Below are 13,635 nucleotides of genomic sequence, written 5' to 3'. Positions count from 1 at the left end.
CTTGTGTTTTGACCAGAAATATTAATATTCATAGAATTCCGACACTTCCTAGAAAATCAAATACACGCATTTTATTTATTTCATCAGATAACAATAGATCTTCAGGAGCATTTTTGTGTTTAATTTCTTTGTGTGATTTTTTAATTAACAAGCATAATGTCGATGTTTTTGTAATATTGCCCTATTTTGGTAATGGTAAATCATTATTGGATGAGAAAAATATTCCTAATATGATTATTAATTCTTTTGGTTGGGGGATTGAATTATCTCGAGAACGAGATGAAAAATGTCAAAAAGAGATATCCGATAAAAAACTCATTAATGAAAGTGCGATTAATAGAATATGTGAATTTATTTCAGTAAATGATGTTGATATTCTCCATATAAATTCATCTTATTCTTATGTTGGTGCAATTGCTGCTTTAAGAGAGGACATTCCATTTGTTTGGCATATTAGAGAACTACTTGAAGAAGGTCAAAATAATACTATGTGGGATAGGAAACAAGGAAATAAATTGATTAATAAATCAAATAAAGTTATTGCAATTTCCGATAGTGTTAAGGAAAAATATAGTGAATGGATAGATTTGGAGAGATTAATAACAATTTATGATGGGGTGGAAATTGATAAATTTCACAATCCTAATAAAGAAATTTTCAATGAAAATGTTGTTCGTTTAATATTTATAGGAAATATTGCTAAATACAAAGGAATTTATGATTTTACTAATGCATGTATTAAATTGTATGAAAATGGATTTAAAAATATTGAAATTTCAATTGTGGGGTCGGGTGAAAAGCAAGTGATTAATGATATTAAAAATGCTTTTTATAATGTTGGAATGTCAAATTTTAATTTCGAAGGTTATCAAAAGAATGTTAGTAAATTTTTAGATAAATCCGATATTTTTTGCATGTGTACAAAGTGGGAAGCTTTTGGACGAACTACTGTTGAAGCAATGTTATCCGGTAATTTGGTAATTGGTGCAAATACTGCCGGAACAAAAGATTTAATTGATGATGGTGTAACTGGTATTTTGTATAATCAAGGAAATAGTGAAGATTTATATAATAAAATTGTTTTAGCTATTGAAAATAAAAGTAGATCTAAAGAAATTGCTAAATCTGGTCGTAAATATATGTTTGAAAATATGTCTTCAGAAAAAAATGCTGATGAAATTTATAAATTATACAATGATATTTTATATGGATAATATTTTTTTGAAAATAAACAGATTTTTTAATAAATTTTTATAGATATTAATGTGATAGATATGTACCTTATTTCTATAATAATGCCAATATATAATGCTGATAAATATTTAAAAAGAACTATAAATTCAATTATAAATCAAACAATAGGTTTTGATAATATTGAATTAATTTTAGTTGATGATAATTCGTCAGATTCATCAAAAGATATTATTAAAGAATTTTCAGAAAAATTTCCAAATATAGTCTCTTTTTATTCACAAATTAATCATGGATTTCCAGGTTATGGGAGAAATATTGGCATAAAAAATGCTTCTGCAGATTATATAATGTTTATAGATAACGATGATGAGTATGAAGTTGATTTTTGTGAAACAATATATAATACTATCAAAAATTTAAATTGTGATGTTGTTTCTACTAATTTTTCAATTTTAGAAAATAATATGGTTACAAAGGTAAATTCTTATTCAAAAATTGATTCGGAAGTAGATTCAAAACATGATTATGGGAAATTAATTAAATTAGATAAATTTAAAAATATTTCTGACGTAACAATATGGACAAAGATTTTTAAAAAAGATATTTTATTGAAAAATAACATTTTCTTTGTTGAAGATAGGTTGAATGAAGATTCTCAATTTATATTTAATTATTACTATTATGCAAATGATTTAGTTTATATTAATTATTATGGGTATAAACATCATAGGGATGGCGAAAATTTATCATATTTTTCATCTAAAAGTACATTAGGATTCATAAATTCTTATTATGACCTATTAAGTTTAGTTCAAGAAAAATATCAAGATGTTGATGCTGTTTATTTATTTAAAGATAGGATTGAATTAACAATATTGAGAATTATTTTATCATCTCATCAAAGGTGTCTTTTAGGAAAATTATATGATTTTGAAGATAAAATAGGATTTAATTCATCTTTAAATCATTCATGGGCAACATTTTGTAATAAACTGTTATTAAAAAGAAAATTTTCTCTTTTAATAGTTATATTTAAATTTTTAAGGATAATAAAAAAGATATTAGATATTTTAAGGAGTAGAAATGTATTATAAAATTTATTTTAAATTTTTTTAATGAATAGATTTACGAAAAATTTGTTATCCCTTAGATAAATTTTTATAATATTAAAATTTAATTGGCGATATTATGAATAAAATTGAAATATTTGTTTTAACTCATAAAAAATTTGAATTGCCTCAAAATGAGGTTTATGTTCCTCTTTTAAGTGGAGCTATTTTACATGATGATGATTTCGGCTATTTGAGGGATGACTCTGGAGACAACATCTCAGATTTAAACAAATATTATGCTGAAATGACAGGTGAATATTGGGCATGGAAGAATTCAGATGCAGACATCATTGGATTTTGCCATTACAGAAGATATTTTGCCAAAAACATTTCCTTGAAGATACTTGAAAGAAAGGACATTGAGGAAATTCTAAAGGATTACGACATTATCATGCCGAATAGGGTTCGCATGGGCATGTCAAATGTCGATGACATCAAAAAGACAAGGAAATATCTTGATTATGGTCCTTATATTGAAGACTATTGCAAATTAAGAAATATTTTAAAAAAAGATTATCCGGACTATCTTCCATTTTATGATGAAATGTTAAATGAAAAGACATGTTATTGGTTTAACATGTTTATCTGTAGAAAGGAGCTGGCCGATGATTATTTTGAATGGGTTTTTGATATTTTAAAAAAGATGGAGTCTGAAATTGATTTTGAAAAATATCCTGAAAACCAAAGAAGAATTTTAGGATTTCTGTCTGAAAGATTAATCAATGTATATATTAAAAAAAATCAGTTAAAAGTTAAGGAAAAACCGATATTAATCAGTGATCGTAAAATTCCATTGATTTATGTAATCGGTTTTAGATTCTCAATTGTTATTCCGTTATTTAAGTTTTTTACTCAAATTAAATACGAATTTTCGAATAGAAATAAAAAATAAAACTTATTTAAACTAAGTTTTTTCATAATTTTTGCAATATATTTTTGATATTTATAAAATTTATTTTGTTTATCCTTGTTTTATTCGGTATTTTGCAATTTTTCTTAATAATTTTCATTTTTTCTTCTATCTAAACATATTTAAGCCTTTAACTACAAAGTTATTTAGTATAAATATAGGAAAATGAAAATTATGGCAGATAAAAATGAATGGGGCAGCAACCTGTCATTCATCCTTGCAATGATTGGTTCTGCCGTTGGACTTGGAAACATTTGGAGATATCCGTATGTACTTTACTCCAATGGTGGGGGAGCATTCTACATCCCTTACATCGTGGCGATTCTTTTGATGGGAATTCCATTTTTGATTCTGGAGTATGGTGTCGGATATAATTTTAAGTCTTCCTTTCCAAAGGCAATAAGGAAGATTCACTCCAATTGGGAATATTTGGGCTGGCTTTTGCCGGTTGCTGTTTTTATGATTATGATTTATTACTCAGCTATTCTTGGCTGGGATGGAATTTACATGATTTTGAGTTTCACCAAGGGTTGGGGCGCAAACCCGGATACCTTCTTTGCAACCACTCTTCTTCAATCCTCAGAGTCAATGTCCGGTTTGACCCATTTCATTCCACTTATTGCTGTTGCAATGCTTGTAGGTTGGGTAATAATTTGGTTTATATCTCACAGGGATTTGGAAGAAGGTTTAGGTAAGGTTTCAAAGATTCTGGTGCCTGCACTGTTTCTAATTATGGTTATCATCGTTGGAGTCTCTCTGACTTTGCCTGGAGCTTCAATAGGTCTTGCAGAACTTTTCAACCCTGACTGGTCACTTTTGACACACTTTGAAATATGGATGGCGGCATTCGGACAGATTGTATTTTCATTAAGCTTGGGAATGTCAATAGCATTTACATATGCAAGTTATACAAGCGATGATGCTGATTTGATTACAAATACCATCTCAATTGCTCTTGCAAATTCACTTTTTGAAAACTTCGCCGCTTTAGGTGTTTTCTCAATTTTAGGATACATGTCACTTCAGTCAGGAACAGCGGTTGCAGACCTTGTAACTCAGGGAACAGGCCTTGTATTTGTAGTGTATCCTACAGTATTTAATGTGTTGGGTCAGTGGGCTTACGTTTTAGGACCCTTGTTCTTTTTGACAGTTTATCTTGCAGGGCTTACAAGCATATTGTCAACTGTCGAACCCTTGTCATTTTCCATTCAAAACAAGTTTGGCCTTTCAAGGTCCAGGACAATGACAATACTGGTAATTGTTGGTGCAGCACTATCAATGATTTACGCCACCGCCTACGGTGGGGAACTGCTTGGGTTTGTGGATACATTCATCAATCAGATTGCACTGCTTTTCGGTGTGATTTTAGAGTGCATAATATTTGCATGGATATTTAAAGCTGAAAAACTCATTGATTTTCTCAATTCAAGGTCTAAAACAATCAAACTGGGCAAATGGTGGCTGGTAATTGTTAAGTATATCCTTCCGATTTTCATCTCAATCATCTGGATTGGAGGGCTGATTGATGTTATCAATGCAGGAACTATGGATCAGCTGAACTTTACAATCGTTACAGCTTTGATGCTTTTAATTGCAACAGGAATATTCACTATTTTGCCTGCTAAAAATCCTGATTGGGATGATACTGAAGAAAGGGTCTAATCCTTTCTTTTTTTTTAAAAATTAGATTTGCCTATATTGGATACTCTATCGACTAAACTTGGGTCATTTTCTTTTTTTTCAAGATGTATAAAAATAGTTCCGTTGTCATGTTCAGTGATTATCTCATCATATTCATCAAGGTTCAGTGCTGAGTTGTCATATGTATTTGAGACTCCAATCATCAACCCTACGACTGAAAGCAGGAATATCAAAAGAATCACTGTATTTTTCATATCCATAATAATATATATTATAGAAAAGTATTTTTATAACTTTTGTTCATACTATATTAGCGAAAAATTTTTTTTAGAGGTGAAAATATGAAAGGCTTTATACTTGCAATAGTGATACTTGCAGGAATACTTGTCATCGGCGGTGGCGCTGTGGCATATAAATTCATGGAATCCCATGACGGGGACTCTGCAGTGAATAAGGTTATGGATAAAGTAAGTAATAGTGGATCTTCTGATGTTGTAAAAGAGGAAGTAAAAGAAAACGGTCAGGCCGGAAGCGGTTCCTACAGGCAGGTTTCCTACGGCGATGGGGGATTTCGCCAGTATGATTCTAAAACCGGCGAACTGATAGGTTCTTCCTATGATTCTGATCAGGCAAGCTTAAACAAAGGGGATTTCGATTGATTTTAAAGGACTTGCTTGATTATTTCAATATTGAAGATAATCTTCCCGATTATCTTTTAGAACAGCCATTCAATGAGGTCTTTTTGGATGGCGATTTTGAAAAAACAGACGATACATATAAAATAGAGGTTACAACCCGCCAGGATGTCACCCACCAGATGTTCATAAGGCCTGAGGATGAATTTCCCCTGACCATAATGTCAGTATTGCCCAACGGCAATCTGAACGGAATGAAGTTCGGCCAGAACAAGGGTGATGTAACTTATATCAATGAGTTGTAAACCGCTATTTTTTCTTATTTTTTAACTACTTTTATATAATATTTTAATCAAAAATTATAATATAATAATTTAATAATTTTGTTGATATCATGGACAAAAAAGAGTTAATTAACAGTGGAAAAGTGAAAAGCGTATTCACTACCGACGATGAAAATGCGGTCATTATCGAGTTTAGAGACGATATGACTGCTGGTGATGGTGAAAGAAAAGAGGTAATGAACAAGAAAGGTTCATACAATGCAATAATCTCTTCCAAAATCTTCAAGGTCCTTGAGGAAAACGGTGTCAGGACTCAGTTCATTGACTTGCCGGAACCTAATGTGATGCTTGCAAAAAAGCTTGAAATGATTCCGATTGAAGTGATTGTAAGAAACATAGCAACAGGTAGTCTTGTGCGCAAATATCCTATTGCAGACGGAACCAAGCTGGATCCTCCGATAGTGCAAATGGACTTTAAAGATGATGAATATCATGACCCTATGCTTAATGATTCCATTATAAAAGCATTGGGAATAGCTAGCCAGGAAGAAATCGATATCCTAACTGAAAGGGCTTTAAAAATCAATGAAATCTTAACCAAATTCTTCGAAGATGCAGGAATTATTCTGGTTGACTACAAAGTCGAATTCGGTAAGGACAAGGATGGCGAAATCCTTTTGGGCGATGAGATATCTCCTGACGGATGCAGATTATGGGACAGCGAAACCTTGGAAATGCTTGACAAGGAACTGTTTAGAAAAGGTAAGGACAGCGAAGTTATGGATGCTTATGTGGAAGTATACAACAGAATTATTCCCGACGATGAAAAATTTGATTTTTAGGTGATGTGGATGTTATTTGATATTGAAGTTAAAATTTCTCTTAAAAGCGGTATGTTAAACCCTGAAGCAACAACAATCGAAAGATCTCTTGAATTACTCGGTTATGATGTAAACAATGTCAAAACCGTTGAAACCATTAAATTCCAAATGGAAGGCGAAGACAGGGAAGTAATCAGAGAAAATGTCACAGACATGTGTGAAAGACTGCTCTGTAATCCTGTAATTCATGACTATAAGATTAATGTTATTCCACAGAATATGGCTTGTGGCAAATAGGGGGATTCAAATGAAAATTGGAGTAATTAGATTTCCGGGAACAAACTGCGACAGGGATGTTGCAAAAGCTATCGAATTGGCCGGCCTCACTCCCGAGTATGTTTGGTGGAGTGAAGAAAAGCTGACTGATTTTGACGGCATTGTCATTCCTGGCGGATTTTCATATGGTGATTACTTGAGGGCTGGTGCAATGGCTTCAATTACACCGGTAATTGATGGAATCAAAGAATTGGTTAAAGAGGAAAAGCCGGTTTTGGGAATTTGTAACGGAGCTCAGATTTTAGGCGAAATAGGTCTTGTTCCAGGTATTTTCATAACAAATGAATATCCGAAATTCAACTGTGAATGGGTGGACTTGAAAGTCGCTACCTCCAGAACACCTTTTACAAAAGCATTCAAAACCAATCAGACAATATCCCTTCCTATTGCTCATGCTGAAGGAAGATTTTATACAGAAGACATTGACCTTTTAAAAGACCAGGACCAAATCGTATTGCAGTTTGAAGGAAAAAACCCTAACGGATCAATGGAAGCCATTACAAGTGTATGTGATGAATCCGGTCTGGTCTGTGCTATGATGCCTCACCCTGAAAGGGCTTGCGAAGAACTCTTCGGTTCTGATGATGGTTTGAACTTCTTTAAGGGATTTTTATAAAGTGATATAATGGTAGTTTATTTAATTGGTGCAGGTCCTGGAGATGCTGATTTAATAACTCTTAAAGCAGTGAAAGCATTGAATAAGGCTGATGTTGTTTTATACGATTATCTGGCCAATGAAGAAATATTGGCACACGCTCCTGAAGATGCAGAAAAAATATATGTCGGCAAAAAAGCAGGGGAGCATTATAAAACACAGGACCAAATCAACGAACTGATTATTGAGCAGGCTCAAAATCATGAAAATGTAGTTCGCCTTAAAGGGGGAGACCCTTTTGTGTTTGGTCGTGGCGGAGAAGAAATATTGGCTTTAATGGAACATGATATCAAATTTGAAGTAATTCCTGGTGTAACTTCAGCAATTGGAGCGCCAACTTCTTTAGGACTACCGGTAACTCACCGTGCAGTAGCTACTTCAGTTACTATTGTTACAGGACATGAAGACCCAACAAAGCCTGAAAGCCAGGTTCATTGGGATTATACTGCCGATACCCTAATTATATTGATGGGGATTGGAAATATAAAAGAGAATACTTCTGAAATAATGAAGTATCGTTCACCCGAAACTCCGGTTTGTGTGGTTGAAAGCGGAACTCTTCCAGATGAGAATGTCGTATTTGGAACATTGGGTGATATTTCAGATAAAAAGATTAACACTCCAGCTATTTTAATAATAGGGGATGTTGTAAATCTTTACAAGGATATTTACGATTATCAAAGGTGATTAGATGTGTGGAATTGTAGGTTGTATATTAAAAGAGGAGGATGATGTAGCGCCGATTCTTTTTGATTGTATCTCCAAATTGGAATATAGGGGATATGATTCAATAGGTCTGGCTACCTTTGCAGATGATGCTTTACATATTAAAAAAGACAAGGGAAAGATTGATGAAGTCGATAAAAAATTGGACCTGAAAGACATGCCGGGCAATTTCGGTATTGCTCATGTTCGTTGGGCGACTCATGGAGACCCTTCAAAATTGAATTCACACCCTCATATTGATGAGGATAATACAATAGCTGTTGTTCACAACGGTATCATTGAAAATTATTTGGAAATTAAGGAAAAACTGACTCTTGAAGGACATGTGTTCAAATCAGATACTGACACTGAAGTCATTCCTCATCTCATTCAAAAGTTTATGGGTGAAAAGTTTGATTTGGAGCATGCTGTGAGAAAAACAATCGATGTCATTGAAGGAGCATATGCAATTGCTGCTATAAGCAAGAGTGAACCCGATAAAATCGTTGCAACACGTAAGGATTCACCATTGATTGTTGGTATCGGTGAGGCAGGCTATTATCTCGCATCCGATTCTCCGGCTATCCTGAAATATGCAAGGGATATAATATATCCTGAAAAAGGCGAAATAGTTATTTTGGATAAGGATGGGGTTGTTGTACATGATGAGTTCGATAATGTGGTCAACAAGGAAATCGATACAATTAACTGGACACCTGAAATGGCCGAAAAGGAAGGCTATGATCATTTCATGATTAAGGAAATCAATGAACAGGCAACAGCAGTCAGAAATACTCTTACACAAAAGGATAATATTCAGGAAATCATTGATGATGTTGGTGATATTCAAAGGATATGCTTCGTGGCATGCGGAACATCATACCATGCGTCTTTGACTGGAAAATATCTGATAGAATCACTTGCAGGTGTTCCAACTGATGTTATTCTTGCTTCCGAGTTCAAGTATTCTGCAAATACATTGAATGATCAGACATTGGTAATATTTATTTCCCAATCCGGTGAAACTGCAGATTCCCTTAAGGCATTGGATGTTGCCAATCAGACCTCTAAAACATTGGGTATTGTGAATGTTGCAGGTTCATCCATTACAAGAAGGGCTCAATATGTAATTCAAACTCAGGCAGGTCCTGAAATTGGAGTTGCAGCAACAAAAACTTATGTGGCTCAACTTACTTCAATCTATTTGTTTGCCGCTTTGCTTTCTAAAAACATTGAACTTCTAAAAGAAATTGAAAAGGTTCCCGACTTCATAGATGAGACACTTGATGACATTGAGTTTATCGAGGAAATTTCCAAAAGATACAATTATGCCCGTGATTTCTTCTATCTTGGAAGAGGCTATTCTTATCCGACAGCTTTGGAAGGAGCATTGAAACTTAAGGAAATTACTTATATTCATGGTGAAGGTTATGCTGCAGGAGAACTAAAGCATGGTCCTTTAGCTTTGATTGATGAAGGAATACCTGTTGTGGTGGTTATACCTCCTGGAGACAACTACAGAAAAACCATGAGCAATCTGGAGGAAGTCAAGTCACGTGGAGCTAATGTACTTGCCATTGGTGCTGGCAATGATGAATCACTTAAGGCCAAGGCGGATACGGTTATTCCAATCAATGCTGATGTCAAGGAGATTATTGCGCCTCTGGTTTATATCGTGCCATTGCAGTTGATTGCATATTACATTACAGTTGAAAAGGGTCATGACCCGGACAAACCGAAAAATTTGGCAAAATGTGTGACTGTAGAATAAGGTTTTTTCAAAATCTTATCTATTCCTTATTTTTTTCATTTAATTTTAATTTCAAGGAATTTAATCACTTATTTGTAATAATTCAATAAGTTAATTCTTTTCTTTTATATTTTAAAGTTATATATTTATTAGTTTTCTGGTTTAAGGATTACAATTTTTTATTACTTTTATTTAATAAAATTGATATAACTTTATTGGTTTTTAATTAAATTTTGTCTTTTGATAGTATTTTTACTTATTTTAATATTTTTATTTCATTTATAAGAATATTTGTGCTTATTTTTTATAAATTAAGCTTTTTTATGCTTTTTTTCATAAACAAAAGCTTTTTATAAGAAAAGTGACTTATGATTATGTACGAACAAAATGTTAGATGGAGTTAACGTTATGTTTAATAATAAAATTAAAATATTTTTGATAACTCTTGTTTTCATGTTGTCAATTTCTGCAGTTGCTGCTGTGGAGTCAAATACTACTGATGATGTGATTGCAGGGGAAGTCGATGAAGAACCTCCTTCGGGTGCTGTTCAGGATGTTTCCAATAATAATACTATTGGAGTAACTAATGACAATCTTGAAAAGGCCGCTGGAGATTATGAGTTAAGTGGTAACGATTTGAAGATGTATTACAAGAACGGATCTTCATATGACGTTACTTTGCTAAAAAATTCAAAACCTGTTAAAAACGCATCATTATCAATAGTTCTTAATGGTGTTACTTATAATAAGGTCACTAATAATTTAGGTAAAGTGTCCCTTCCAATTAATTTGAAAGTTGGAAAATATGTTGTTTCTACCACTTACGATCAAATCAATATTAAAAATAATATTAAAGTGTTGCCAGTAATCGTTTCTGGCAAGGATGTTACTACAACATATAAAAGTACTGCTAAATACTCTCCTAAGTTTTTAGACGGTAAAGGCAATCCATTGGCCAATAAAAATGTTAAATTCAAGGTAAATGGCAAAACCTATACCAAAAAAACAAATGCTAAGGGTGTTGCATCATTCAGTATTTCTGATTTGAAAGTCGGTACTTTCACTATTTATGCGATTCATCCTAACGGATATTCAATATCAAATAAGATTGTTGTAAAACATTCTGTTGTTGCATCAAACCTTGTAAAACATTATGCAAGTTCTAAAAAATTCTCAGCAACTTTCTACGGTAAGGATGGAAAGCCATTGGCAAACAAATATATCAAGTTTTACCGTAAAGGAGAATATTTCAATGTTAAAACAAATTCAAAAGGTGTTGCATCAATTACGGTTATTTCCACACCACAAATATTTAAAATGGTTTCAATAAACCCTGAAACCGGTCAAAAAGTGGGTAGGAATGTAACAATTTTGTCAACTTTATCTGCTAGCAAAGTTTCAACATTTTCAGATAAAACCACTGCATTTAAAGTTAAACTTTATAAAAATGAGAAATTAGTCAAAAACGCTAAAGTATATGTTTATGTCAATGGAGTCAAAAAAACCGGTAAAACTGATGCGAATGGAGTCGCTAGTGTTAATTTCAAGTTAAATAAGGGAACTTACAAATTCACATCCGTGGACCCTTACACTGGTCATTCTATCAAAACCGCAGTAAATGTAAAATTGGCTTCCATATTGGCTTATACCAAAAATACTTATGAGAACTCAGAAACAACTTATACTGCCACCCTTTTAAATCAGGACGGTAGCCTTGCAAAAAACACAAAAATGCAAATGACACTTGCTGGTAAAACACACACTGTTAAAACCAATGTCAAAGGTGTTGCAAGCTTAACATTCTCATTAAAAGAGGGTAAATACAAAATAACCTGTAAGGATTTAAGTACAGGATACACTAAAACCTGTAATGTCAATGTAAACGGTCCTATTAAAGGTATTAAATTTGATGAGAACGGTGTTTCCGAAGACGGATCTATGCTTTTGGTGGTTGGTAGACCATCTGCTGTTGGTGAAGAATCCAAATACGGTTATACTTTCTATAAAACCTTGTTTGAAAGGACTTGTCCATACTGTGGCAGCCATAATCTTTACTGGAGCATTTTCTGGGCAGGCAATGAATATGGTGATGGGGGAATTTTCCCTGGAACCGGAAGATATGAAACCGGTAGTGCAGAAGGAAATATTTTCTGTGATGATTGTGACTGTGACTTCTCAATATTCGGTCATGAGCATGTTTGGAGTAATCCAATGTACTTAAAAGTTATTGATGGCCCTCATAAGTCCTCAAAAGAAGAAGCATATGCTTTAAAAAGTGGAAATTATGTTTTGACATAATTTCCTGATTTAACTTTTTTTAATTTTTCTTTCATATCTAGAATTCTATTTCTTGAATTGTTTTTTTCGTCTTGTTTTTTTGAATAGCTGTTTTCACATTCAACGATGTAAAATGCTTCATCGGAAGTTGTTGACGGTATGTTCATTTTCGCCAGATTGCGTTCCACACGTCTTTTTAGCTTTTCGTCATCCATTTCGCATGCTAGAAATATTGGTGTTTTAACTGCTGATGAAATTTTTGTGTTGTGGCGTGCTTCGTGTCTTTCCTCTGTTCTTTTTTCCAGTATGTAATCTCCGCTGTTGTTTAGGTTAGGATCTCTAAATGGAATTCCGACATCGGACAGTGCAATTCTTATTTCATCATTTTTCGGAAGTGCAGTATCGAGCATCAGTGGATTTGGACTTGCCAGTGTTCCTCCCTGTTTTCTTCCAAATATCGGACCTTGGCCTATGTAAAAGTCGGATTCGATAAATGCGTCTCTGACAGGTGCTGAGGAAGTATAGGTTGCCACAATCCCGTCATCTTTTATGACTCGTCTGAATTGTCTGAAAAATTCGAGTGAAAATAATTCCGGAGCCATATTCTGTGAAAAAGGATCCAGAAATATTGCATCGTAGGTGTCATCTTCAAGTTTTTGGACGGTTTGTCTTGCATCTTCAATGTAGACGCTGATGTCAATATTTTCGGGAATTTCAGCAGTCTCCAGGCTCAATGTTGCATAATCCTGTTTTATGAGTTCATCTTCAATTGCCTTTTTGGTAATGTCGTGTGCCTTGATTGGTGAAGGAACCAAAAGGCCGCATGCAAGTGTTGCATGGGATATTTCCACCATGTCTATTGAAAGTTTTGAGTCTGTTTCATGTTTTAAAAAGTCATCTATTGCTGCTGATGAATTGTAGCCGAGTCCGGCACAGATGTCCAGAATCGCAATGTCCTCATCATAGCTGAACTTCATCGGTTTGATAAATTTTTCAAATGACTCACTTATTGCTCCGGTAGATGTATGTAATGTTTCAATTTTATGATTTATTTCCTTTGAGTTAATAGAATAGGATCCATCATCTGTTAAAACAAAATAATCTTTGTAAGTATTAAAAAAATTAACCCTTCCTTCATTATTTCGACTACTTTTTTCCAAATCAAAACATGAATTTACTAAATCGAAAATATCATCATTTATTATTCTGGCATTGTCTTCATAACTCATTTTATCAATAGAAAATTTTGTTTTTTTTAATATTTATCTTTGAAGTTGGAATTGATTAAAATTTGATTTTGATAATATTTTCATGT

General features: G+C 33.3%; 14 protein-coding genes. 12 read left to right on the top strand and 2 right to left on the bottom strand.

Going from position 1 to position 13,635, the window contains the following annotated elements:
* Positions 1-206: 206 nt before the first annotated feature.
* The 4 genes from UIB65_RS10395 to UIB65_RS10380 all read left to right on the top strand — a co-directional run bounded on the left by UIB65_RS10395 (position 207) and on the right by UIB65_RS10380 (position 4,878).
* Positions 207-1,214 carry a glycosyltransferase family 4 protein gene (locus UIB65_RS10395; protein ID WP_330041521.1) on the top strand — a complete coding sequence of 336 codons (1,008 nt, stop codon included), beginning with the start codon at positions 207-209 and terminating at the stop codon, positions 1,212-1,214.
* Positions 1,215-1,274: 60 nt separating this feature from the next.
* Complete coding sequence (locus UIB65_RS10390) at positions 1,275-2,288, top strand: glycosyltransferase family 2 protein (protein ID WP_330041519.1); 1,014 nt, start codon at positions 1,275-1,277, stop codon at positions 2,286-2,288.
* 94 nt (positions 2,289-2,382) lie between these two features.
* Entirely contained in the window at positions 2,383-3,198 is an 816-nt protein-coding gene (locus UIB65_RS10385; RefSeq protein WP_330041517.1) for a DUF4422 domain-containing protein, read from the top strand.
* Positions 3,199-3,390: 192 nt separating this feature from the next.
* Positions 3,391-4,878 carry a sodium-dependent transporter gene (locus UIB65_RS10380; RefSeq protein ID WP_330041515.1) on the top strand — a complete coding sequence of 496 codons (1,488 nt, stop codon included), beginning with the start codon at positions 3,391-3,393 and terminating at the stop codon, positions 4,876-4,878.
* A 14-nt stretch (positions 4,879-4,892) separates the two neighbouring features.
* Here UIB65_RS10380 and UIB65_RS10375 read toward each other — a convergent pair whose 3' ends face one another.
* Entirely contained in the window at positions 4,893-5,117 is a 225-nt protein-coding gene (locus tag UIB65_RS10375; protein ID WP_296804221.1) for a hypothetical protein, read from the bottom strand.
* Positions 5,118-5,198: 81 nt separating this feature from the next.
* Here UIB65_RS10375 and UIB65_RS10370 point away from each other — a divergent pair, with 81 nt between their 5' ends.
* The 8 genes from UIB65_RS10370 (at position 5,199) to UIB65_RS10335 (ending at position 12,341) form a co-directional block, all read left to right on the top strand.
* Complete coding sequence (locus tag UIB65_RS10370; protein ID WP_296804222.1) at positions 5,199-5,516, top strand: hypothetical protein; 318 nt, start codon at positions 5,199-5,201, stop codon at positions 5,514-5,516.
* Positions 5,513-5,797 carry a hypothetical protein gene (locus tag UIB65_RS10365; protein WP_330041513.1) on the top strand — a complete coding sequence of 95 codons (285 nt, stop codon included), beginning with the start codon at positions 5,513-5,515 and terminating at the stop codon, positions 5,795-5,797. Before UIB65_RS10370 ends, UIB65_RS10365 begins: the two co-directional genes overlap by 4 nt.
* Positions 5,798-5,886: 89 nt before the next feature.
* Complete coding sequence (gene purC, locus UIB65_RS10360; RefSeq protein ID WP_330041511.1) at positions 5,887-6,618, top strand: phosphoribosylaminoimidazolesuccinocarboxamide synthase; 732 nt, start codon at positions 5,887-5,889, stop codon at positions 6,616-6,618.
* Positions 6,619-6,627: 9 nt separating this feature from the next.
* Positions 6,628-6,894 carry a phosphoribosylformylglycinamidine synthase subunit PurS gene (purS, locus tag UIB65_RS10355; protein WP_296804227.1) on the top strand — a complete coding sequence of 89 codons (267 nt, stop codon included), beginning with the start codon at positions 6,628-6,630 and terminating at the stop codon, positions 6,892-6,894.
* Positions 6,895-6,904: 10 nt separating this feature from the next.
* Positions 6,905-7,549, top strand: a complete 645-nt coding sequence (gene purQ / locus UIB65_RS10350; protein WP_330041507.1) for a phosphoribosylformylglycinamidine synthase subunit PurQ — start codon at positions 6,905-6,907, stop codon at positions 7,547-7,549.
* Positions 7,550-7,558: 9 nt separating this feature from the next.
* Complete coding sequence (cobA, locus tag UIB65_RS10345; protein WP_330041505.1) at positions 7,559-8,275, top strand: uroporphyrinogen-III C-methyltransferase; 717 nt, start codon at positions 7,559-7,561, stop codon at positions 8,273-8,275.
* A gap of 4 nt (positions 8,276-8,279) precedes the next feature.
* Positions 8,280-10,064 carry a glutamine--fructose-6-phosphate transaminase (isomerizing) gene (gene glmS, locus UIB65_RS10340; protein ID WP_330041503.1) on the top strand — a complete coding sequence of 595 codons (1,785 nt, stop codon included), beginning with the start codon at positions 8,280-8,282 and terminating at the stop codon, positions 10,062-10,064.
* Between the two features lie 387 nt (positions 10,065-10,451).
* The gene (locus UIB65_RS10335) at positions 10,452-12,341 is read left to right on the top strand and encodes an Ig-like domain-containing protein (protein ID WP_330041501.1); all 1,890 of its coding nucleotides are present in this window, start codon (positions 10,452-10,454) and stop codon (positions 12,339-12,341) included.
* On the opposite strand, the gene UIB65_RS10330 is transcribed toward UIB65_RS10335, so the two are convergent.
* Positions 12,326-13,549 (bottom strand): MnmC family methyltransferase, encoded by a 1,224-nt coding sequence (locus UIB65_RS10330; RefSeq protein ID WP_330041499.1) that lies wholly within the window; start codon positions 13,547-13,549, stop codon positions 12,326-12,328. The two genes, UIB65_RS10335 and UIB65_RS10330, sit on opposite strands and share 16 nt — an antisense overlap.
* Between the last annotated feature and the right edge of the window lie 86 nt (positions 13,550-13,635).

The organism is Methanobrevibacter sp. (assembly GCF_036307625.1).
GTDB lineage: Archaea > Methanobacteriota > Methanobacteria > Methanobacteriales > Methanobacteriaceae > Methanocatella.
The sequence above is the reverse complement of the archived record's forward strand: the minus strand, read 5'-3'. Positions and strand labels throughout refer to the sequence as shown.